Source organism: Micromonospora sp. NPDC023888 (genome assembly GCF_040639415.1).
GTDB lineage: Bacteria > Actinomycetota > Actinomycetes > Mycobacteriales > Micromonosporaceae > Micromonospora.
Genome location: NZ_JBEZZW010000003.1, coordinates 306,302 through 329,198 on the forward strand (window position 1 = coordinate 306,302; position 22,897 = coordinate 329,198).

At 68.5% G+C, this 22,897-nt stretch carries 16 protein-coding genes; 3 read left to right on the plus strand and 13 right to left on the minus strand.

Going from position 1 to position 22,897, the window contains the following annotated elements; genetic code table 11:
• Positions 1–339 precede the first annotated feature (339 nt).
• On the plus strand, positions 340–735 hold the full coding sequence (locus tag AB0F61_RS04420; RefSeq protein ID WP_357803180.1) for a PPOX class F420-dependent oxidoreductase: 396 nt from the start codon (positions 340–342) through the stop codon (positions 733–735).
• 36 nt (positions 736–771) lie between these two features.
• Here the strand turns inward: AB0F61_RS04420 and AB0F61_RS04425 are convergent, their stop codons facing one another.
• A complete protein-coding gene (locus AB0F61_RS04425) occupies positions 772–1,407 on the minus strand; it encodes a TetR/AcrR family transcriptional regulator (protein ID WP_357803182.1) in 636 nt (211 codons plus the stop codon).
• A gap of 98 nt (positions 1,408–1,505) precedes the next feature.
• On the opposite strand from AB0F61_RS04425, the gene AB0F61_RS04430 reads away from it, so the two are divergent.
• Entirely contained in the window at positions 1,506–2,093 is a 588-nt protein-coding gene (locus tag AB0F61_RS04430; RefSeq protein WP_357803184.1) for an NAD(P)H-dependent oxidoreductase, read from the plus strand.
• Positions 2,090–3,514: a DHA2 family efflux MFS transporter permease subunit gene (locus AB0F61_RS04435; RefSeq protein WP_357803185.1), complete on the plus strand. Its 1,425-nt coding sequence runs from the start codon at positions 2,090–2,092 to the stop codon at positions 3,512–3,514. Before AB0F61_RS04430 ends, AB0F61_RS04435 begins: the two co-directional genes overlap by 4 nt.
• 285 nt (positions 3,515–3,799) lie before the next feature.
• Here the strand turns inward: AB0F61_RS04435 and mmsB are convergent, their stop codons facing one another.
• From mmsB to araB, 12 genes are all read right to left on the minus strand, one after another.
• Entirely contained in the window at positions 3,800–5,050 is a 1,251-nt protein-coding gene (gene mmsB, locus AB0F61_RS04440; RefSeq protein ID WP_357803187.1) for a multiple monosaccharide ABC transporter permease, read from the minus strand.
• Complete coding sequence (gene mmsA, locus AB0F61_RS04445; RefSeq protein ID WP_357803189.1) at positions 5,047–6,585, minus strand: multiple monosaccharide ABC transporter ATP-binding protein; 1,539 nt, start codon at positions 6,583–6,585, stop codon at positions 5,047–5,049. The genes mmsB and mmsA overlap by 4 nt, the downstream gene beginning before the upstream one ends.
• Before the next feature lie 80 nt (positions 6,586–6,665).
• Positions 6,666–7,808 carry a multiple monosaccharide ABC transporter substrate-binding protein gene (gene chvE / locus AB0F61_RS04450; protein WP_357803191.1) on the minus strand — a complete coding sequence of 381 codons (1,143 nt, stop codon included), beginning with the start codon at positions 7,806–7,808 and terminating at the stop codon, positions 6,666–6,668.
• A gap of 423 nt (positions 7,809–8,231) precedes the next feature.
• A complete protein-coding gene (locus AB0F61_RS04455; RefSeq protein WP_357803193.1) occupies positions 8,232–9,902 on the minus strand; it encodes a ricin-type beta-trefoil lectin domain protein in 1,671 nt (556 codons plus the stop codon).
• Positions 9,903–10,200: 298 nt separating this feature from the next.
• A complete protein-coding gene (locus tag AB0F61_RS04460) occupies positions 10,201–11,187 on the minus strand; it encodes a LacI family DNA-binding transcriptional regulator (RefSeq protein WP_357803194.1) in 987 nt (328 codons plus the stop codon).
• 419 nt (positions 11,188–11,606) lie between these two features.
• A complete protein-coding gene (locus AB0F61_RS04465) occupies positions 11,607–13,727 on the minus strand; it encodes a family 43 glycosylhydrolase (RefSeq protein WP_357803196.1) in 2,121 nt (706 codons plus the stop codon).
• 337 nt (positions 13,728–14,064) lie between these two features.
• Positions 14,065–15,567: an L-arabinose isomerase gene (gene araA / locus AB0F61_RS04470; protein WP_357803197.1), complete on the minus strand. Its 1,503-nt coding sequence runs from the start codon at positions 15,565–15,567 to the stop codon at positions 14,065–14,067.
• Positions 15,568–15,593: 26 nt separating this feature from the next.
• Positions 15,594–16,583, minus strand: coding sequence for a galactofuranose ABC transporter, permease protein YjfF (yjfF, locus tag AB0F61_RS04475; protein ID WP_357803199.1), 990 nt, complete (start codon positions 16,581–16,583; stop codon positions 15,594–15,596).
• Entirely contained in the window at positions 16,580–17,650 is a 1,071-nt protein-coding gene (locus tag AB0F61_RS04480; RefSeq protein ID WP_357803201.1) for an ABC transporter permease, read from the minus strand. Before AB0F61_RS04480 ends, yjfF begins: the two co-directional genes overlap by 4 nt.
• On the minus strand, positions 17,647–19,188 hold the full coding sequence (locus AB0F61_RS04485; RefSeq protein WP_357803203.1) for a sugar ABC transporter ATP-binding protein: 1,542 nt from the start codon (positions 19,186–19,188) through the stop codon (positions 17,647–17,649). Before AB0F61_RS04485 ends, AB0F61_RS04480 begins: the two co-directional genes overlap by 4 nt.
• A 191-nt stretch (positions 19,189–19,379) precedes the next feature.
• Positions 19,380–20,387 (minus strand): ABC transporter substrate-binding protein, encoded by a 1,008-nt coding sequence (locus AB0F61_RS04490; RefSeq protein WP_357803205.1) that lies wholly within the window; start codon positions 20,385–20,387, stop codon positions 19,380–19,382.
• A 214-nt stretch (positions 20,388–20,601) separates the two neighbouring features.
• Positions 20,602–22,284, minus strand: a complete 1,683-nt coding sequence (gene araB, locus AB0F61_RS04495) for a ribulokinase (protein WP_357803207.1) — start codon at positions 22,282–22,284, stop codon at positions 20,602–20,604.
• Positions 22,285–22,897 lie beyond the last annotated feature (613 nt).

The following is a 22,897-nucleotide window of genomic DNA, read 5'->3' on the forward strand; positions in this document are numbered from 1 at the left end:
CGATCGACCGCGTGGCAGAGCAGAAGCCGCGATCGTGCCGGCCATCCTCGTCCTGCACCACGTCGAAACCGCCCGCACGCAGTATGGCAAACGCCGGGTTTCAATCAAGTGTGCTTTGACTTTGATAAATGACAATCCATTGTCGATGGTTTGACTTTCCTTGACAGTTCTTTGACTTGTCCTGACTGCTGGGGCGGCCCGAAGTTCGCGATCGGAGCGACTTCGTGACATCGGGTACAGTGCCGACGCCCGTCAGGTGACCGTCCGAGCGTTTTGTCCGTCCGCACTGGACACCTGCCAACCGCCTCACGGGGCGTTCGACAAGCTAGCGGAGGAAACATGACCGTGTTCACCGAGCGGGAGCTGGCCTTCCTGAGCGAACAACTTCTGGGCAGGCTGGCCACCGTCCAGCGGAACGGCACCGTGCAGAACAACCCGGTAACGTTCGGGTACAACACCGCGCTGCACACGATCGACATCGACGGCCACGGCATGGAGAGCAGCCAGAAGTTCCGCAACGTAGCGGCCGGCTCCAGCGTCTCGCTGGTGGTGGACGACGTGACCTCGACCAATCCGTGGAGCGTGCGCTGCCTGGAGATCCGCGGCAGCGCCGAGGCCCTGCCAGAGGCGACGAACGCGGCGGGCGAGCCTACCGGCGCGCTCATCCGGATCCACCCCCGCCGCATCCTGAGCTTCAACATCGACCCCGACGCGGGCATCCGGTCGGTGGGCTGACGCGTGTGACCGGGCGGCGGGAAGGCCGCCGCCCGGTCACGCCTGGTAGCCGTGCAGGAAGGTGCGCACCCCGGCCGCCACCATCGCGGCCACCTCGCGCTCGGCCGGCGGACCGACCAGGTAGGGCAGATTGTCCGACGAGATCAGCACCATCAGATGGCCCGCGGCGCGCTCCGGATCGTCCATCTTGAGCGGGTGCCGCTCGGCGATCGCGCACAGCCGGTCGGCCAGCTCCCGGCGTACCCGCTGCGGCCCGTTCTCCTGCCAGGCGGCGATGGCCGCGGCGGGGATGTGCTCCGCCTCCGCGTGGATCTGCCGAACCAGCGCGAAATGCGGGGCGTTGGCCGAGTTGCGCACTGAGATCCACTCGATGCCGAACGCGACGAGGTCGCCCTCCAGCTCGACGATCTTGTGCAGGTGGCGATCGATGATCGCGAGCTGGGTCTCCACCAGCCGGCGCGAGCTTTCCTCGATCACCGCCTCGAACAGGCTCGCCTTGTCCTTGAAGTGGTTGTAGATCGTCCGGCTGGACACGCCGGCCTCGGCGGCGATCGCGTCCAGACCGGATCGCGTGTAGCCGTCCCGCGAGAAGAGCGCCAGCGCGCCCTCGATGATGGCCCGCCGTTTGTCCGGGGAACCGCCGCCTGACTTGCTGTTCGACTTCTCGGTCACGGCCCGAGTCTAGCGCCATTACAACGATCGTCGTTGTTTGAGTAACGTTCGTTGTAACCTGGTCCTCGCGGAAGTCCTCGACTGAGAGAGAGCACCTCATGACCAAGATCGGGATCATCCTGGGCAGCACCCGTCCGGGTCGCCGGGGACAGCAGGTCGCCGAGTGGGTGGCCGAGGTCGCCGCCAAGCAGCAGGACGACGTGACCTACGAGATCGTCGACGTCGCCGACTTCGACCTGCCGCTCCTCGACGAGGAGCATCCGGCCCTGTTCGGCAAGTACGGCAAGGACCACACCCGGCGCTGGGCGCAGACGATCGCGTCGTATGACGGGTTCGTCTTCGTGACGGCGGAATACAACCACTCCGTCCCGGGCGCGCTCAAGAACGCCCTCGACTACCTGTTCGCCGAGTGGCACCACAAGCCAGCCGGCTTCGTCAGCTACGGGCTGCACGGCGGCACTCGCGCCGTCGAGCACCTGCGGCTCATCCTGGCCGAGCTCAAGGTCCCGACCGTACGCACGCAGGTCGTTCTGTCGATCTTCAACGACTTCACCATGTCGGCGCCGACCGAGACCGGCTCGTTCACGCCGGGGGCCCACAACGAGCCGACCCTGGTCACCATGCTCGGCGAGATCGTCGCCTGGTCCACTGCGCTGGAGTCGCTGCGCAGCCCAGCCCTCGTATGACCCGCGTCGACAGCCGGTCCGCGCCGCCGCTGGAGATCAGCCCCGAGACCTGGCGCCTGGCCTGGGTCATCGCGTTCGGCGCGTTCGCCGGCGGCCTCGACACCTCGCTGATCAACATTGCGCTCAACACCATCGAGCGTGACTTCGAGGCCGATCTCGAGCTGGCTCAGTGGATCTCGAGCGCGTACCTGCTTGCCCTGGCCGTCTCCCTGCCCGTGTGCGCGTGGCTGGGGCGGCGGCTGGGGGTGGGCCGGCTCTGGCTCGGGGCGCTGGTGGCGTTCACCGTCGTCTCCGGTCTGTGCGCGGCGGCCCCGTCGATGCCGGTGCTCATCGGCCTGCGGGTGCTGCAGGGCCTGACCGCGGGCCTGCTCGTGCCAGCCGGTCAGACGATCCTCGGCCAAGCCGTCGGTCCCGGCCGGCTCGGACGGGTCATGGCTCGGATCGGCATCGCCGTGGTGCTGGCGCCGGCCCTCGGCCCGGTCCTCGGCGGGCTGCTGCTGCACGGCCTGTCCTGGCGCTGGCTGTTCCTGATCAACGTGCCGATCGGGATCCTCGCCATCCTGGCCGGGCTGAGGTGGATCCCGCACGAGAAGGGCACCCACACCCGCCCACTCGACGTGGCCGGGTTCGCCTACATCGGACTCGGCCTGCCGCTGACCGTCTACGGCCTCACCAACTGGGGGGCGCTCGGCACGCCCGAGCCCGCCCGGGTGCTGCTGCCGCTGGCTCTCGGCTGCGCCGGCATGGCCGCGTTCGTGGTGCACGCGCTGCGGCGCACCGATCCGCTGCTGGACGTGACGCTCTACCAGGCGCCGGTCTACACGGCGGCGAGCGTGGCGTTCGTGTTCAACGGGGCGCTGACCTTCGGCTGCGCGCTGCTGATCCCGCTCTATTTCCAGCTGCTGCACGGTGAGGGCGTGGTCGAGACCGGTCTGCGCACGCTCGCGCTGGGTGCCGGCACGGCGCTGATGCTGCCGCCGAGCGGCCGGCTGACCGACCGGTACGGCGGTGGCCCGATCGCCGCCATCGGCACGCTGTGCACGGCCGTCGCCACCGGCGCCTTCGCCCTCGGACTCGACCAGCAGCCGGTCCTCGAGCAGGCCATGATCTTCCTGCTCGGGATGGGCACCGGCATGGCGTCCACCCCGCTCATGGTGTCGGCGTTCACCGCGGTGCCCCGCGACCGGCTGCCCGACGCCACCTCGCAGATCAACATCATCGTCCGCATCGGCGGTGCGCTCGGTGCGGCGATCTACGCCGTGGTCCTGGCCCGCGCCCTGCCGGCCGGCCCGCATCATGCCTTCCGGGTCGCCTTCACCTGGCAGGCCGGCACCGGCATGGCGGCCTTCGCGGGCGCACTGCTGCTGTGGTTCATCCTGTCCCGCAACGGTGACCGGGCCACCGCCCCGGCGCATCACTGAGCAGTGCCGCACCCCGCACAAGCCTCGCCGTTGGCCGCCCCCGTGGCGAGCGGCGAGGCTCCTCCGCGGCGGACCGGCTGTCTTACCTGGAGCCTCGCCCTCATCGATCTCCGGGCTCGCTGCACCCGCACTGAGCTGCGAGATCAGCTTGGAAAAGGCTCATTGCGCAAGGGGCACGACGGGCGGCGGCGCGTGGCCGACCCGGTGTGGCTGGCATGCCGGCCACACCGACACGTGCCCCTGTCCGCAGGGCGGACAGGGGCACGCATACGTACTGTCGAGACGTCAGCGGGCCGTGCCGGCCCGGCGCTTGTTGTAGACGTCGAAGGCGACAGCGACGAGCAGGACGAGGCCCTTCACCACCGACTGGGTCGACTGGTCGATGCCCATAAGCTGCATGCCGTTGCTCATCACCGCCATGATCAGACCGCCGACCATCGCGCCCACCACGGTGCCCACACCGCCGGTGACCGCCGCACCGCCGATGAAGGCCGCGGCGATCGCGTCCAGCTCGAACATGTTGCCGGCGGCGGGCTGAGCGCCGTTCGACCGCGACGAGTAGATGACACCGGCCACCGCCGCCAGGAAGCCCATGTTCACGAACATCCAGAAGTTGACGGTGCGGACCTTCACCCCGGACAGCGCCGCCGCCGACAGGTTGCCGCCGATCGCGTAGACCTGGCGACCGAAGACGGTACGCCGGGTGAGCAGGCCGTAGACCAGCACGAGAACCGCCAGGATGATCAGCACGATCGGCAGGCCGCGGGCGTGCGCCAGTTGCCACGCGAAGTACATGAGGACCGCGCCGACCACCACGACCCGGGCGACGAACAGCGGGAACGACTCGACGGGCTGCTGGTAGCGGATGCGCGCCACGCGGGTGCGGAAGCCGCTCACCGCGTACCCGGCCACGGCGATGGCACCGATCAGCAGCGTGAAGGCGTCGAAGCCCTGCCCGCCGAGCAGCCCGTTCAGGAAGCCCGCCGCGACCTTCTGGTATTCCGCCGGGAACGGCGACAGCGAGATGTTGTCGAGCACCCGGAGGGTGAGACCCCGGAACAGCAGCATGCCGGCCAGGGTCACGATGAAGGCCGGAATGCCGGCGTACGCCACCCAGAAGCCGTGCCACGCGCCGACCGCGACGCCGACCGCGAGCGCGGCCACGACGCCGACCCACCAGGGATAACCCTGCTGGATCACCAGGACGGCGGACACCGCTCCGGTCAGCGCGACGACCGATCCGACCGACAGGTCGATGTGCCCGCCGATGATCAGGATGACCATCCCGATCGCGAGCACCAGGATGTACGAGTACTGAAGGACGATGTTGGTGATGTTGCCGGGGCTCAGCAACACCCCGTCGGTCAGGATCGCGAACAGCGCGACGATGACGACCAGGGCGACGTAGATCCCGCTCTGCCGCAGGTTGTTCAACACCAGCGCCCGCAGGTCGTTCGTGCCGCTGTGCAGAGCGGCGGCGGGTGTGCTGTCCGAGGGCGTCGGGCTCTCCGTCGGGGGGGTCTTGATGGTGGTCACGCCACGAGCTCCTTGTCCTTGGTCATCAGCTCCATGAGGCTCTCCTGAGTCGCCTCGGCCACCGGCATCTCACCGGTGATCCGGCCGGCGGCGAGGGTGTAGATGCGGTCGCACATCCCGAGCAACTCCGGCAGTTCCGAAGAGATGACGATTACTGCCTTGCCGGCGGCCACCAGCCGGTTGATGATCGTGTAGATCTCGTACTTGGCACCGACGTCGATGCCCCGGGTGGGTTCATCCAGGATCAGCACATCCGGGTCGGTGAACAGCCACTTCGACAGGACGACCTTCTGCTGGTTGCCGCCGGAGAGCTTGCCGACCACCGCCATGACGCTTGTCGTGCGGATGTTCATCTCCCGCCGGCTGTCCTCGGCAACCTTGATCTCCTCGTTGCCGTTCACCCAGCCCAGGCGGGACAACCGGTCCAACGCGGCGGCGGAGACGTTGCGGCGGACGTCGTCGATGAGGTTGAGCCCGTACCTCTTGCGGTCCTCGGTGACGTAGGCGATGCCGTTGTCGATCGCCTCGGCGACGGTGCGTGCCTGCACCTCCCGACCGCGCACGAAGAGTCGGCCCCGGATGTCGCGCCCGTACGACCGACCGAACACGCTCATCGCCAGCTCGGTGCGCCCCGCACCCATCAGGCCCGCGATGCCGACGACCTCGCCGGCGCGGACGGACAGGGCGACGTCCTCGACGACCATCCGGTCCTGCACGGGGTGCCGCACCGTCCAGTCCTCGATCCGGAGGACCTCCTCGCCGGGGGACGACTCACGGTCGGGGTAGAAGCTGTCCAGGTCGCGCCCGACCATGCCCCGGATGATCCGCTGCTGGGTCACGTCGTCGGCCCTCATGTCGAGGGTCTCCACCGCGCGCCCGTCACGGATGACGGTGGTCGAGTCGGCGATGGCGGTGATCTCGTTGAGCTTGTGCGAGATCATGATGCAGGTGATGCCCTGGTCGCGCAGTGCCCGCAACAGGTCGAGCAGGTGCGCCGAGTCGATGTCGTTGAGCGCGGCCGTCGGCTCGTCCAGGATGAGCAGACGCACCTTCTTCGACAGCGCCTTGGCGATCTCCACCAACTGCTGCTTGCCGACGCCGAGCTGGATGACCGGGGTGACGGGGTTCTCGTGCAGCCCCACCGACGCCAGCAGCTTTGCCGCATCGGCGTTCGCCAGGTTCCAGTCGATCAGCCCGAGGCGATTGCGCCGCTCGCTGCCGAGGAAGATGTTCTCCGCGATCGACAGGTACGGCACCAGGGCGAGCTCCTGGTGGATGATGACGATGCCGTTGGCCTCGCTGTCCCGGACGCCACGGAACTGCATCGGCTTGCCGTCGAAGAAGATCTCGCCGTCGTACGACCCGGAGGGGTAGACGCCGGACAACACCTTCATGAGGGTGGACTTGCCGGCGCCGTTCTCACCACAGATGGCGTGGATCTCCCCGCGGCGCACTGCGAGGGTGACGTCCTCCAGCGCGATCACGCCGGGGAAGGTCTTGGTGATGCGACGCATCTCGAGGATGGTGTCGTCCATGGTCACTGTCCTCCGTCAGGTCTGGACACGGTACGCCCAGACGTCGGGCCCGGCGGTGACCGCCGGGCCCGACGATTGGCTTACTTCTTGGCCTGACCGGCGGCGACCTCTTCCGCCGTCCAGTAGCCGGAGTCGATCAGCGCGGTCTTGATGTCGTCCTTGTAGACCGTGACGATCGGGAGCAGGTACGCCGGGACGACCTTGACACCGTTGTTGTACGTCTTGGTGTCGTTGGCCTGCGGCTCCTTCTTCTGCAGGAACGCCTCGGCGGCGTTCACGGCCTGGTCGGCCAGCAGGCGGGTGTCCTTGAAGACCGTGGAGCTCTGCACGCCGTCGTTGATCAGCTTGATCGAGGCGATCTCGGCGTCCTGGCCGGTCACCGGCGGGAGCTTCTTGGCGGCGGTGCCGTAGCCGGCGTTCTGCAGGGCGGTGATGATGCCCCGGGAGATGCCGTCGTACGGCGACAGCACGCCGTCGACCTTCGAGCCGTCGTTGTAGCTGGAGGTGAGCAGGTTCTCCATCCGCTTCTGCGCGGTCTCCTGCTGCCACCGCAGGATGGCGACCTGCTCGGGGGTGGTCTGCTTGGACTTGACAACAAGGGTGCCGTTGTCGATGTACGGCTTCAACGTGTCCATCGCGCCGCCGAAGAAGTACTGGGTGTTGTTGTCGTCGAGCGAGCCCGCGAAGAGTTCGATGTTGAACGGACCCTTGGCCGTGCCCTTCGAGCCGTCCTTGTTCAGCAGGCCGAGACCGACGAGCAGCCCGGTGCCCTGGGCGACGCCGACCTTGTAGTTGTCGAAGCTGACGTAGAAGTCGACGTTCTTGCTGCCGCGGATCAGCCGGTCGTACGAGATGACCGGGATCTTCGCGTCGGCGGCGGCCTGCAGCTGGCTGCTGAGCGCGGTGCCGTCGATCGCGGCGATGATCAGGACGTCGGCGCCCTGGGTGATCATCTGGTCGACCTGCTGCGACTGGGTGGGGATGTCGTCGCCGGCGTACTGGAGGTCGACCTTGTAGCCCTTCGCCTCGAGCTTCGACTTCACCGCGTTGCCGTCGGCGATCCACCGCTCCGAGGTCTGGGTCGGCATCGACACACCGATGGTCAGGTCGCCAGGCTTGTCGGCGCTCTTGTCGTCGCCGCTGCCCGCACCCCCGCCACTGCACGCTGCCATACTCAGCGTCAGAATCGCGCCGCCGAGAGCAACCAGGAATCTCCTGCCCACGGGCTTCTCCTCTCTGGACTCCCCCGTCGAGTGCCGGGGCCAAAACTGTCACCTTTCGGGGTAGTGTTAGCGCTCACATACGGCACGTCAACACTTGATCCGAAATACCGGTGTCACGGTCTCGTAACGGAGATGTCCCGGCGCCCGAAGCCAGCGGTCGAAGCGCCCCGGACCTGGGCTGACGGCGGCGAACGACGACGGCGCGGACGGCCGCCGGCCGGGACCGTGGACGGGGCAGAACCGCCGCGCCCGTACACCGCCCGGAGGCGACCGCCCGTCACGCGGACCACCGCCGGCCGGCCCGGGCGGCGCGGCCGGCTGACGCGACGGTGCCCGCGGACGACGGGTGTCGTCCGCGGGCACCTGGCGGGCGGTCGGATCAGGTGGGCTGCCGCGACCTGGTCGGTCGACGGACCAGGTCGGTCATCGCTGCGTCCACCGCTGGTTGGCCGCCCCGGTGCAGGTCCAGAGGAGCACCGTGGTGCCGTTGGCCGTGCCGTTGTTGTTGACGTCGAGGCAGAGGCCGGACTGCGCGTTGCTGATGGTGCCGTTGGTGTTGACGGTCCACTGCTGGTTGGCCCCGCCGTTGCAGTCCCAGATCTGCGCCTTGGTGCCGGCCGTGGCGTTCAGGGGCGCGTCCAGGCACTTGCCGAGTGACTGCAGGGTCTGACCGTTGATGGTCCAGCGCTGGTTGGCGGCGCCGTTGCAGTCCCAGATCACCGGCTGGGTGCCGTTGGTGGTGTTGCTCGCCGGCACGTCGAGGCAGCGGCCGGAGGCGACGCTGGCGAACGCGCTCGACGTGGTCGGCGGCGGGGTGGTCGGCGGCGGGGTCGTCGGCGGGGTCGTTCCGCCACCGCTGACCCGGTAGACCACCGTGCCGTGCGCCGGAACGCTGGCGCTGATGGTGCCGCTGCTGGAGCTGGTGGCACCGGACCACGCCTCCACGAGCGTGAACGAGCTTCCGGACTTGCCGACGGCCGCGGCCGTGGTCGAGATCGTCGTCGTCGAGCCGCCCTGGTTGAACAGGGCGACGGCGACATCACCGTTGGCGAGCCGCTTGGCGAGCACCCGACGGGTGCCGTCGAAGGAGACCTGCGTCCCCTGCAATCCGAGCGAGTCCTGGTTGATCGCGATCAGGTTGGCGTTCTTCAGGATGGTCTGCGTCGCGGTGTTCATGTTCCGGACGTCGTTGCCGGCGATCAGTGGAGACGCCATGATCGCCCACATCGCGAAGTGGCTGCGCATCTCCGTGTCGTTCATGCCGCCGCGACCGATCTCCATCATGTCGGGGTCGTTGAAGCCGCCCGGCCGCGCGTACGAGGCCATCGGAACCGTCACGTTGATGATGTTCTGGATGCCCATCGGGTAGCCGTTGGTCTGCCCGGTGTCCCACGCGTTCGTGATGTCCTCGGTGGTACGCCACATGTTTGCCACGTCGCCCCAGTTGCGCTGGGGGCCGGTCTTGGCGTGGATGCTGTTCGAGTTGATGCTGTAGACGATCGGTCGGCCGGTGGCGGCCAGCGCGTCCCGCATCCGGGCGAAGGTGGTCACCTGGTCGTTGATGCTGCCCTCCGGGGAGCACCAGTCGTACTTGAGGAAGTCGACGCCCCAGGCGGCGAACTGGCGGGCGTCCTGCGCCTCATGCCCTCGACTGCCGGTCGCACCGGGGTAGGAGTTGAAGTACTGGGCGCAGGTCTTGTCGACCGGCACCTGGTAGAGGCCGAACTTCAGGCCCCGGGCGTGCAGGTAGTCGCCGAGCGCCTTCATCCCGCTGGGGAACCGGCCCGGGTCGCCCTGGAGGTTGCCGGCGCTGTCCCGGTTCGGGTTGAACCAACAGTCGTCGACGACGACGTACTGGTAACCGAGGTCCCGCATCCCGCTGCTGACGATCGCATCCGCTGACTGCCGGATCAGGGATTCGCTGATGTTGCAACCGAACGAGTTCCACGAATTCCACCCCATGGGGGGAGTGCGTGCCACCCCGTTGTCCAGTGCCTGCGCCACGGGGGCGCGGAGGCCGACCAGAGCGCCGGCGACCAGCACTCCGGCCGCTAGTACGCTCCCCCAGCGTCGACCTCGGGTGATGCGGTTCATCGAGCCTCCTTGTCGGTGGCGCCCGCCCGCGACTACGATCTGACTGGTGGGCCGGAAGTTGGACGCCAATTCTTGTTAGCGTTAACAGAGACGTCCATCATGTTACGGCGAGATTTCACGAGGTTCAATACCTCCCCGGCAGTTGCATCGTCACCGGTCGATGACAAAATGCCCCGGCTCTATTGAGCTACGTCTTACCGACCGTCACAGCCCGTATGGTGACGAGGTGAGGTCGGCACCGGGGCGGCGGTGACGCTCGCGAGCGGTGCGCCCGGCAGCCTCTGGTTGGCCCCGGTTGTCAGCGCTGCGGTGGCGCGACGCTCCCGCGGGCGACGAGCGTCGGAGCGATGGTCTGTCGCAAGGCCCCGCCCGTGCCCGATTCGATCTGCGTCAGCAGCATCTGCAGACTCGCCCGCGCCACCGCGTCGAAGTCGGGGCGGACGGTGGTCAGCGGCGGAATGAAGTACGCGGCCTCCGGCACATCGTCGAAGCCGACCACGCTGATGTCGTGCGGCACCCGCCTGCCGAACTCGTGCAACGCCCGCAGCACGCCCAGCGCGAGATGGTCGTTTGCGGTGAAGACCGCCGTGACCTCCGGCATCCTCGCCAACATCTGCCCGCACTGGTAACCCGACGCGGCGGACCAGTCCCCCGGCATCAGCGGCGGCGGGTCCACCCCGGCCGCCAGCAGCGCCTCCCGCCAGCCGTCGATCCGGCCGACGCTGTCGAACCAGTCGAACGGCCCGGAGACGTGCCAGACGGTGCGGTGCCCCGCGTCGAGCAGATGTTGGGTCGCCGCCCGGGCGCCCGCCACCTGGTCGACCGTCACCAACGGCACCGGCCGGCTCGGGTCGCCGTCGACCGTGACCAGCGGGACATCCTGGGGCAGGCGTTCCAGCGCCTCGCCCGCCGACTCCACCGGCGCGATGACCACGATGCCGGCGACCCGGTGCGACAGGTGTCGCTCGACGGCGGCCGAGATGGAGCGGTGGTCCAGGTTTCGGACGCTGCCGACACTCACCGCGAAACCCTCTTCGGCGGCGGTCTGCTCCAACGCGGCCAACATCGACGCCGGACCGTAGAGCGTCGTGTTCTGCGCGACCACCCCGATGACCTGGGATCGACCGGTCACCAGGGCACGCGCCGCGCCGTTGGGGCGGTAGCCGAGTTCGGCGATCGCCGCCCGCACCCGAAGCCGGGTCTGCTCACGAACGTTGGGGTGCCCGTTGAGCACCCGCGACACCGTTTGGTGGGAGACACCGGCCAGACGAGCGACGTCTGTCATCGCGGGACCGTGGACGGCCATTTCACTCTCCCCGCTACGTCTGCGGCCCGCGGCCCGTCGACGTCGACTGGAGCGGCCCGGCCCGGCCCGATCGCCCTCGCTCAGCCACCACGCCGGTGCTGAATCCCAGGTGACCAGCGCTGAATCGCCGTTAGTCTACGCCAGCAACCGCCTCGAATACGGCATGGCTGTGGCCGGACTGTGGAACCTGCCGAGGCCGCACAACGGGTTTCCCACCCGGAGTACGCAGCCAACCGGCGTGCGGCCACCGGCCGCGGTGGCGCGCCGACCTGCTCCACGCTCCTGGACAGAGCGTGGAGCAGGTCGAGTGGAACATGACGTGGTGGCGCCGACTCCATGTGCCGGTGGGCAGATGCTCGTCGGCGCCACCTGTCACACCGATCGCGGTGTGACTGGGGTCACGGTGTCGTCAGGTCGAATCGGCGGACCGTTACCGCGCCGCCGAGTGCCGACGTCGCGTGGTTGAAGATGGCGAACCGGTAACCCATGAAGAACTGCCAGTTGTTCGCCAGGGTCAGGGCGTTGCCGAACGAGGTGAAGTTGACCCCGTCCGTGCTGTACGAGAAGCGGGCCTGCCGACCGGATCCCGGTCTGATGTCGGCGTTGGCGCGCAACCAGATCCGGCCACCGGAGACGGCGGTGCTCGCCACCTCACTGCCGGTGCTCGTGGTGTTCCAGCTACCGTCCATCGTGAGCCCGTTCTGCATGACCAGACGGGTGGAGCCGTTGTCCCGCCGGACTCCGATCCAGGCCGACGAGTTGCGCAGCACCGCCAGGCCGGTGCGATCACCGTCGCGCATCGTGGAGTAGTCCAACTCGATGGTGGCCGTCGAGGTGGGGCCCTGGATGCGGTGGGTGAGCGTGTTGCGCGCCTTGTACAGGTCGCCGGTGACGGTGGCGGTCTGCAGGTTCAGCCCGTTGTTGACCGACCACTTGCTGTTGTCGGGGTTGTGGTTCCACTCCCACTGCGGGCCGAGGGTGGTGCCGGCGAACGTGTCGGTGCCGGTGAGCGGCTTGACCGCTCGCGGCGGCGCGGGCAGGTTCGGCTTCGGGTACGTGGTGCCCCACGTGCCGTTGACCGTCTGCAGCACGGGCCAGCCGTCGCCGGTCCAGGTGATCGGCGCCATCGCCGGCATCCGACCACCGGGGTACGCGTCGACGAAGGACATGTAGTACCAGTCGCCGTTCTGGGTCTGCACCAGACCGCCCTGGTGCGGCACGCCGCCACCGGAGATCGGGCCGGGCAGGTTGAGCAGCACCTGACGCTGCTCGTACGGGCCGAACGGGCCGTTCGTCGACTTCAGCACGTACTGGCCGTTGGCCGGCCGGGTGAGCCAGATGTAGTAGGCGCCGTTGCGCTTGTAGAAGCGCGCGCCCTCCAGCGTCCCGATGCTCGACGGCGTCGTGTAGACCTGCTGGTTACGGACCTGGGTCTTCCCGTCCGCGGAGAGCTGCGCGACGCTGATGGTGCTGTTGCCGTACGCCACGTACATGGTGTCGTTGTCGTCGATCAGCATGCCGGCGTCGTAGTAGCAGTTGGGGATCGTGGTGTGCTTGCTCCACGTGCCGTCGACGGCGGACGCCGTGTAGATGTGGGTCTGCGCGAAGTCGATGCACCCGGCCCAGTAGTACGTCTTGTTGCTCGGCCGGTAGTTCAGGGTCGACGCCCAGATCCCGTCGACGTACGCGTTACCGCCGCTCATGTCGTACTTAGACCCGAAGTCCAACCGGGGTACGGAGTGCCCGGCGTACTCCCAGTTCACCAGGTCGTACGAGCGCAGCACCGGCGCGCCAGGCGAGTAGTGCATGGTGGACGCCGACATGTAGTAGACGTTGTCCACCCGGATGATGTCGACGTCGGCGAAGTCCTGCCAGACCACCGGGTTCGAGTACGTGCCGTTCGACGGGGGCGGCGTGGTGGGGGGTGGCGTCGTGGGGTCGGTCCCGCCGTCGACGCGGACGAGCTGCCACTGCTGGTTGGTGCCGTTCCAGTCGGCGTACTGCACGATGTTGCCACCGTCGGCGGTCGAGGCGCCCTGCACCTCCATCACCTTGTTGCTGTTGCGGTTGATCAGCCGGACGTAGCCGCCGTCCGAGTCGGCCAACCGGAACTGCTGGTTGGTGCCGTTGTTGTCGGACCACTGCACGATCGCCCCGCCGTCGGCGGTCGAGCGGCCCGAGACGTCCAGCACCTTGCCCGACAACCTCGACTTGAGCCGGTAGTAGCCGCCTCCGGAGTCGACGAACTGCCACTGCTGCTGGTTACCGTTGTTGCGCGTCCACTGGGTGATCCGCGCACCGTCGTTCGTGGCCGAGTTGTACACGTCCACTGCCTTGCCACTGTTGCGGTTCACCAACACGTACCACGCGCTCGTGTCGACCGTTGCCGCTGACGCGGGCGACGAGGCGACGGCCGCGGCCGCGCCACCGACCACAAGCACCATCGCGGCGACGGCGAGTCTCGACAGCCACCCGCGCCGTCGTGGCGCACCCCGGGGAACCCGACCGATGGAAAGCATGATCCTCCTCTGCTGACGCGAACCGTGCGGTCTGGGTCGGCGTCCGCGGCACCGGGCGGGGTACCGAGCTGACCACGCCCGGCCATGTGATCGCTAACACCGATCGTCCGACCGTCGCGGTGACGAGGTGTCGAAACCGCGGGGTAGGACGCGCGCGCGGCCGGACCAGCCAACGACATCGACCATCTTGGCTATAGACTGTGAGCGATAACATGCTGTTCGTCAAGTCGTAACACAACCGCCCCGTGGTCCTGCTGACGCGCACGCGAACGGGTGGCCCACCCCGGCCCGCAGGCAGGGATGGACCACCCGTTTCAGTAACCCCCGACGGCGCGGGTCAGAAGCCGCGGGCCAGCCGGTAGTAGGCCTGGTTCCAGCGGATCTCGTCGGCGAAGCGGCGGGGCTTGGTGTCCGCGTCGATGACGACGAGTTCGGTACGGCTCATCTCGGCCAGGTCGTGCAACTCCTCCACGCCCACCGCCTGCGACAGCACCGTGTGGTGCGGCGCCCCGGCGGTGATCCACGCCTCGGCCGAGCCGGGCAGGTCGGGCCGCGGACGCCAGACGGCACGGGCCACCGGCAGTCGGCGCAACGGTTGCGGCGGCGCCACCACGTCGATCTCGTTCGCCACCAGCCGGAACCGCTCCCCCATGTCGGCCAGCCCCAGCACCACCGCCGGGCCGGGCGCGGCGTCGAACACCAGCCGGACCGGGTCCTCCCGCCCGCCGATGCTCAGCGGGTGGATCTCCACGTTGGGGACGTCGGACGCGATGGTCGGGCAGACCTCCAGCATGTGGGCGCCGAGCACCAACTCCTCGCCCGGGGTGAGGTCGTAGGTGTAGTCCTCCATGAACGACGTGCCGCCGTCCACGCCCACCGACATCGCCTTGAGCGTGTGCACCAGGACCGAGGTCTTCCAGTCGCCCTCACCGCCGAAGCCGTAGCCGTCGGCCATCAGCCGCTGCACGGCGATGCCCGGCAGTTGACGCAGGCCGCCGAGGTCCTCGAAGTTGGTGGTGAACGCCCGGAACCCACCCGCGTCCAGGAACGCGCGCATGCCCAGCTCCAGGCGGGCCGCGTACCGCAGCGAATCGTGCCGGTCGCCGCCGGGCAGCAGCTCGCCGACGATGCGGTAGGTGTCCTCGTACTCCTTGACCAGGTCGTCCACCTGCGCGTCGGTGACCTCGCCGACCACCTCGACCAGGTCGTTGACACCGTAGGTGTTGACCGAAACCCCGAACCGCAGCTCCGCCTCGACCTTGTCGCCCTCGGTCACCGCGACGTCGCGCATGTTGTCACCGAAGCGGGCCAGCCGCAGCGACCGCATCGCCGACCAGCCGAGCGCGGCACGCGCCCACGCCCCGACCCGGGCCGACACCCGCGGGTCGCTGACGTGCCCGGCCACCGTCTTGCGGGCCACACCGAGACGGGTCTGGATGTACCCGAACTCACGGTCGCCGTGGGCGGCCTGGTTCAGGTTCATGAAGTCCATGTCGATGTCGTTCCACGGCAGCACGACGTTGGCCTGGGTGTGCAGGTGCAGCAGCGGCGTCTGCAACGCGTCCAGGCCGGCGATCCACATCTTCGCCGGAGAGAAGGTGTGCATCCAGGCGATGACCCCGATGGCACCCTGGGCGGCGGCGTCCCGGCAGACCTGCAGGATCTCACCGCTGTTGGTCAGGACGGGCTTCCAGACCACCCGGGCGGGAATCTGCGGCGAGTCGTCGAGCGCGGCCGCGATCTGACGGGACTGCTCGGCGACCTGCCGGAGCGTCTCCTCGCCGTACATGCCTTGGCTGCCGGTGAGGAACCAGATCTCGGGTGCGTTTTGTGGTGCCATGGAGTTGCCTTCCGCGAGAGGGGCGGTCACTTGTAACGGATTCCGATGAGACGCTGGAGGAGGATGAACGCGAACAGCAGGCCGCCGATCACGATCTTGGTCCACCAGGAGTTGAGGCTCCCATCGAAGGTGATGAGGGTCTGGATCACGCCCAGGACCAGCACGCCCAGCACCGTTCCGAAGACGTAACCCGCGCCCCCGGTGAGCACGGTGCCCCCGATGACGACGGCGGCGATGACGTCCAGCTCCATGCCGACGGCGATCAGTGGCGCACCGGAGAGGGTGTAGAAGGACAGCAGGATCCCACCGATCGCGGAGCACAGACCGCTGATCGTGTAGACCGCGATCCGGGTCCGGCCCACCGGCAGGCCCATCAGCAGGGCCGACTGGGGGTTGCCGCCGATGGCGTACACGTTGCGGCCCAGCCGGGTGTAGGCCAGCACGTACGCGGCGACGGCGACCACGACGAAGGCGATCAGCACGCTGATCGACACGAAGTTGCCCTGCGGGTTGCCGATCCGCTCCTGTGACATCGAGGTCCAGAACCCGTCGGTGATCGGGATGGACGAGCCGGAGATGAACGTGCACATGCCCCGGGCGAAGAACATCCCGGCGAGCGTGACGATGAACGGCTGGATCTCGAAGAAGTGGATGGCGCAACCCATCAGCAGACCGAGCGTCGGGCCGATGAGCAGGGCGATGACGAGCACCAGCGCCGCCGGCATGCCGTCCTGTAGCAGCGCGGCCGACACCATCGCCGTCATGGCGACGACCGACCCGACCGACAGGTCGATGCCACCGGTGAGGATCACGAAGGTCATACCCACCGCGACGACGAGCAGGAAGCCGTTGTCGATGAAGACGTTGAAGATGACCTGCACGTTGGAGAACGCCGTGTACTGCGACACTCCGATGCCGTACATGACCAGCAGCAGGGCGAGCGTCGCCAGGACCGGTATCTGCTTCCTCGGCAGCCGGAACCGGGTCCGACCGGCGGTAAGCGTTCCAGTGGTCATGCCGGCACCTGCTCCTTCGGCTTGTCGGCGATGGGGGCGGGCGGCGGAACACTGCGCCTGCGGCGGGCGAACCGGGCCCGGAAGGCCGGTGCCTGGATGAGGCAGACGGCGATGACGACGACCGCTTTGAACAGCAGCGAGGTCTGCGGCGAGATGTTCATGGCGTACACCGAGGTGGTCAGTGTCTGGATGATCAGCGCGCCGAGGATGGTGCCGCTCAGGAAGTACCGGCCGCCGGCGAGGGACGTGCCACCGATGACGACCGCGAGGATGGCGTCCAACTCCACCCAGAGTCCGACGGCGTTGCCGTCGGCGCTGGAGACGTTTGCCGTCATCATGAAGCCGGCGACCGCCGCGCACACGGCGCTGACGACGTACGCGAGGAAGATGACGCGGCCGGAGCGGATGCCGGCGAGTCGGCTCGCCTCGGCGTTGCCGCCCACCGACTCGATGATCATGCCGAGTGCGGTGCGCCGGGTGAACGCGGCGACGAGCACTGCCGCGGCGAGGGCGATGAAGATGGCCAGCGGCAGGGTCAGCAGGTGGCCCAGCCCGATCGTCCGGAACGGCCCGGAGTTGATGGTGATGATCTGCCCCTGGGTGATGAGCTGGGCGAGGCCCCGGCCGGCCACCATCAGGATCAGGGTGGCGATGATCGGTTGGATCCCGATCACGGCCACCAGCACCCCGTTCCAGACGCCCAGCACGAGCGCGACCCCCAACGCCATGGCGAGGGCGGTCAGCACCACGGTGAGACTGTTCTGGTCGGGCTGCTTGCTGATGTACATGCAGGCCATCGCGCCGCTGATCGCGCAGACCGAGCCCACCGACAGATCGATGCCGCCGGTCGAGATGACCAGGGTCATGCCCAGCGCGACGAGGATCAACGGCGCGCTCAACCGCAGGATGTCGATCGGAGAGCCGTACAGGTGCCCGTCCTTGAGCTCGATGGACAGGAACCCGGGCCGGTAGATCGTGTTTGCGGCGAGCATGGCGACCAGCACGGCGGCGGGCCAGAACAGCCGGTGACCGGTGATCGTCCGGTAGCGGCTCACGGTGTCGCTCATCGGTCTGCCTCCTCGCGGTGGGATCCACTCGCGATGGTCTGCATGATGCGGTCGGCGTTGAGGCTGTCGTCGTTGGCGAGCTGCGCGACCATCTGGCGGTCCCGCATGACGGCCACCTTGTGGCTGAGGCGCAGCACCTCCTCCAGCTCGGCAGAGATGAACAGCACCGCCATGCCACCGTCGGACAGTTGCGTCACCAGCTTCTGGATCTCGGTCTTCGCGCCGATGTCGATGCCCCGCGTCGGCTCGTCGAGGATCAACAGCCGTGGCTCGGTGATCAGCCACCGGGCCAGGAGCACCTTCTGCTGGTTGCCACCGGAGAGGTTGCGGACCGGGACCTCCGGGTCCGCGGGCCGGATGTTGAGCGCCTTGACGTACTTGTCGACCAGCTCGTCCTGGCGACGACGCGGAATGGGCCGGAGCCAGCCGCGGGCCGCCTGCATGGCGAGGATGATGTTCTCGCGGACCGACAGGTCCGCGACGATGCCCTCCGCGCGGCGGTTCTCCGAACAGAAGCCGACGCCGTGGTCGATGGCCTGCGCGGGGGTCCGCAGGCTGCTCGACGTGCCGTCGACCGCGACCTGACCGCCGTCGGTCCGGTCGGCGCCGAACAACAACCGCGCGACCTCGGTACGCCCGGAGCCCAGCAGACCCGCCAGGCCCACCACCTCGCCGGCGTGGATGGTGAGGCTGAACGGCTCGACCGCACCCGCCCGGCCGAAGTTCGACACCGCCACCAGGGGGGTGCCCTCCTCCACCGCTGCCAGGTCCCGTCGGGAGTGCTCCTCGATGCCCTCGAGGACGTCGAGTTCCTTACCGATCATCTTCTCGACCAGGGAGAGCTGGGGCAGCTCGGCGGTCAGGTACTCGCCGACGAGCCCACCGTTGCGCAGCACGGTGATGCGGTCCGCGATCTCGTAGACCTGGTCGAGGAAGTGGGTCACGAACAGGATCGCGATGCCCTCGTCGCGCAGCTGCCGCATGATGCGGAACAACTGGGCCACCTCGCCGGCGTCGAGGCTGGACGTCGGCTCGTCCAGGATCAGCACCCGGGCCTGGATGTCGATGGCGCGGGCGATGGCGACCATCTGCTGGATCGCCAACGAGTACGAGCCGAGCGGCGCGCTGACGTCGAGGTCGAGGTCGAGGCGTTTGAGCAGAGCTCGGGCGCGACGGCGAACCTCACCCCAGCGGACGGCGCCCAGCAGCCGGGGCTCCCGGCCGATGAAGATGTTCTCCGCCACCGAAAGGTTGGTGCAGAGGTTGACCTCCTGGAACACGGTGCTCACGCCGGCCGCGGTGGCCTGCATCGGCCCACTGAAGGACACGGGCTCGCCGTCCAGCGTGATGGTGCCCTCGTCGGTGTCGTAGACGCCGGTCAGCACCTTGATGAGGGTCGACTTGCCGGCGCCGTTCTCGCCCATCAGGGCGTGCACCTCGCCGGGGAAGAGCCGGAAGTTGACGTCGTGGAGTGCGCGCACCCCGGGAAAGGACTTGCTGATCCCGGTCATCGTGAGGACCGGACGGCTATCCGTCATCCCATCAGACCTCTTCTGGGGGTTGTCGACGCGGAAGGGCCGCTGCGCTCCCACCGCACCCGCCCGGCCGCCCCTGCGGGCAGGCTCGGGCGGGCGTGGCGCGGGTCATCGCGGGTCATGCCCGGTCCGTTCGGGTTTATGGGGCGACGAGGCGGGGCCGCCACGCGAGCGCGGCGGCCCCCCGACGTCGATCAGTACTTGCGGGTGGGCAGAGCCTCCTTGGCCTGCGCCTGGGTGAAGGTGGTCTCCTGGGTCTCGATCCGAGCCGGCACCGTCTCACCCGCGTGGACCTTCTTGGCCAGGTCCATCAGCTGCGGGCCGAGCAGCGGGCTGCACTCCGCGATGAAGTTGAACTTCCCGTCGGCGAGGGCCTGCATACCATCCTTGACGGCGTCGACCGTGATGATGGTGATGTCCTTGCCCGGCACCTTGCCGGCGGCGGTGATCGCCTCGAGCGCGCCCAGGCCCATGTCGTCGTTGTGCGCGAACAGCACGTCGATCTGCTTGTTGGCCTTGAGGAACTGCTCCATGACCTGCTTGCCGCCGGCGCGGGTGAAGTCACCCGGCTGGGAGGCGATGATCTTCAGGTTCGGGTTGGCGGCGATCGCCTCGCCGAAGCCCTTCTTACGGTCGTTCGCCGGCGCCGCACCGGTGTTGCCCTGCAGCTCGACGATGTTCACCGGACCGGAGGCGGTCTTCTTCTGCTCGACCAGCCACTCACCGGCGAGCTTGCCCTCCTTGACGAAGTCCGAGCCGAGGAACGTCTTGTACAGCGACTTGTCGGCCGAGTCCACCGAGCGGTCGGTCAGGATGACCGGGATGCCGGCGTCCTTGGCCTCCTTGAGCACGGTGTCCCAACCGGACTCCACCACCGGCGAGAAGGCGATCACGTCGACCTTCTGCTGGATGTAGTTGCGGATCGCCTTGATCTGGTTTTCCTGCTTCTGCTGCGCGTCGTCGAACTTCAGCTCGATGCCCGCCGCGGCCGCGGACTCCTTGATCGAGGTGGTGTTCGCGGTACGCCAGCCGCTCTCCGCGCCGACCTGCGAGAAGCCCATCGTGATCTTGCCGTCGTCCTTGGTGCCGCCGTCGCCGCCGGTGTCGCTGTTGCCGCAGGCCGCCATGCTGCCGATGAGCAGCACACTGGCGAGGACCGTGGCAGCGCGCCACGGAGCGGAGTGCATTCGCATCTTTCGCATCGAATCTCCTTGGCTCGGTGTGGTGGGGAACCGCGCCAACCGCCGATGTGCAAGGAGCGGCGTACGCGGGTGTTGCGTGCTGCTACTTCGGGGTGGTGCAGACCGGCGGGTCGGGCTTGGCCGTAGGGTCAGTAACCCGCCGGTGGGACTGGTTGTCGACCGTAGACGTTCCGGCAACGGTCTTGAAGGGCGTCGATGCCGGCGGGCGTGATCGTCACGCCACCACCTCCAGCGCGGGCTCTTGCGTGGCAGCGGCGGTCTCGGCCGCAGCGTTGCGGATCGCCCGCAGGCGGAGCATGACGTCGTTGCCGCCGCGACCGAAGTGGTCGTGCAGGGTCCGATACTCGGCGTACAGGGCGTCGTAGGCGCGCGCCCGGTCCGGGTCCGGCCGGTAGACGGCCTCGTGCACCCGGCCCATCGCCTGCGACGCCTCGTGGATCGACGGGAACTCACCGGCGGCGACCGCGGCGTGGATCGCCGACCCGAGCGCCGGGCCCTGCGCGGACGCGATGATGTTCAGCGGCCGCCGGGTCACGTCGGCGTAGATCTGCATCAGCAGTGCGTTGTTGGTGAGACCACCGGCGATCACCAGGTCGTTCACGGCCACACCGGCCTCGACGAACGCCTCGATGATCATCCGGGTGCCGAAGGCGGTGGACTCCAGCAGCGCCCGGTAGATGTCCTGCGGCCGGGTGGCCAGGGTCATTCCGACGATCATCCCGCTGAGGTCGTGGTTGACAAGCAGCGAGCGGTTGCCGTTCCACCAGTCCAGCGCGATCAGCCCGTGCGCGCCGACCGGTTGGCTCGCGGCCAGCTCGGTGAGCTGTTCGTGCGAGTCGATGCCGGCCGGGGCGGCGTGCTTGACGAACCAGCCGAAGATGTCGCCGACACCGCTCTGCCCGGCCTCGTAGCCCCACGCGCCGGGGCTGATGCCGCCGTCCACGACACCGCACATCCCGGCCACCTCGGCGACCTGCGTGCCGTTGACGACGTGGCAGGTCGAGGTGCCCATGATCGCGACGAGCCGGCCGGGCTCCACGGCCTGCGCGGATGCCGCGGTGACGTGCGCGTCGACGTTGCCGACGGCCACCGCGATCCCCTCCGGCAGGCCGGTCCACGCGGCGGCCTGGGCGGTGAGCGCGCCGGCCCGGGCGCCGAGCGGCAGCAACGGACCGTCCAGCTTGGTCACGAAGTCGCCGAAGTCGGGGTTGAGCGCGGTCAGGAAGCTCTCGGACGGGTAGTGGCCGTCCTGGAGGATGCCCTTGTACCCGGCGGTGCAGACGTTGCGGGTCTCGGTGCCGCAGAGCTGCCAGACGATCCAGTCGGCCGCCTCGACGAAGCGCTCGGCCCGGTCGTAGACCTCGGGATCCTCTTCGAGGATCTGCAGGCCCTTGGCGTACTGCCACTCGGCGGAGATCTTGCCGCCGTACCGGCCGATCCACGGCTCCGCCCGCTCGTGGGCCAGCGCGTTGATCCGGTCGGCGTGCGGCTGGGCGGCGTGGTGCTTCCACAGCTTGACCCAGGCGTGTGGCCGGTCGCGCAACTCGGGCGTCTCACACAGTGGGGTGCCGTCGGCGAGCGTCGGCAGCACCGTGCAGGCGGTGAAGTCGATGCCGATGCCGACCACCGCGGCGGGGTCCACGCCCGCGGCGGACACCGCCGCCGGGACGGCGTGACGCAGCACGTCGCGGTAGTCGTCCGGGTTCTGCAGAGCCCAGTCCGGGGGCAGCGTTCGGCCTCCCGGAAGCGCCGTGCTGATGACGCCGTCGCCGTACTCGTGCACAGCGGTCCCCAATTCGGCACCATCACCGACACGGACCACCAGAGCTCGCCCGGACAGGGTGCCGAAGTCGACACCGACGACGTAGCGGTCGTCAGCTCCGTCCACACGGTTCATGTTCACCTCCACCGTTAACGGGGATAGTGTTAACGCTCACATCCAGCCTCGTCAAGACATCTAGGCGCAACAGCTCCGTAACGGAACGCGGAAGCCGGGCCGACTCGGGCGCGTCGCTGGCGGACTGGCACAAAGCACGCGGATCCGGGTGTCAGCCACCGATCGGGCGCGGCGGACGAGGGCTACCGCACGGACCGGCCCCCTACCGCACGCCCCTCGATCGGCCGGGCGGGAGGTACCGCACCTCCCCCACCACGAGACGCCCGCCCGACGTCGCCCGAGCACCGGCGCCTGATGATGTTGGCGATAACATCACCGAGCCGCCACGCTCCCATGGTCAGACCTCTGGCCCGGCCGTCGGTCGTCGCGAGTGCTCATGAGCCAGCGCCCCCGAGGGCCACGGGCTCACCTCGCGGCCCCGCGACGGGGCCTGTGTTATCGATAACATTCGACGTTTGGTGATGCCGGCGCGGCCGGGCTGGTCCACTCGCGTTCCTTGAAATCGGGGGGTCCTTGGGCCGAAGGGTCGGTCATTCCTGACAAAGTCGGATCAGCCGGCTACTCGACGGCGGGTGGCGATGAGCTGGCGCAGACGCTCGGTGCGCTGCCGTTG